Here is a 411-nt window from a genome sequence, read left to right as displayed (position 1 = left end):
ATGCGGGATGGAGTCCGGATTATATGGATCCTATGTCATTCCTTGAGATGTATACGACAGGTAATGCGCAAAACAAAGTACATTACGCAAACCCAGCGTATGATGATTTAATTAAAAAAGCAAAAACAGAAGTTGATGTACAAGCTCGTTGGGATGCATTATTACAAGCAGAAAAACAACTGCTTGAAGATGCAGCAATTGCTCCAGTATATCAACCTGGAAAAGCATATTTACAACGCCAATCTATTACTGGCCTATTAGAACATAAATATGGCGGGGAATTTAGCTATAAGTGGGTTGAACTCAAAAACTAAAAATGGTTTCCATCATGAATAAGGGTATATGCCTATGATGGGCATGTACTCTTATTTTAAAAAAATAAAAGTAAGAATATTTAAAACTATCTTATTG

Annotated in this window: 1 pseudogene; it reads left to right on the top strand. The window is 35.0% G+C overall.

Annotation, left to right across the window (positions count from 1 at the left end):
* Positions 1–314, top strand: a pseudogene (locus MR079_RS28465) (peptide ABC transporter substrate-binding protein); the annotation flags it as partial.
* Positions 315–411: the final 97 nt, after the last annotated feature.

Origin of the sequence: Bacillus cereus group sp. BfR-BA-01381 (assembly GCF_022663555.1) — a bacterium.
Taxonomy (GTDB): Bacteria; Bacillota; Bacilli; order Bacillales; family Bacillaceae_G; genus Bacillus_A; species Bacillus_A pacificus.
Note: the sequence above shows the minus strand (reverse complement) of the source record. Positions and strands in the feature narration are given on the sequence as shown.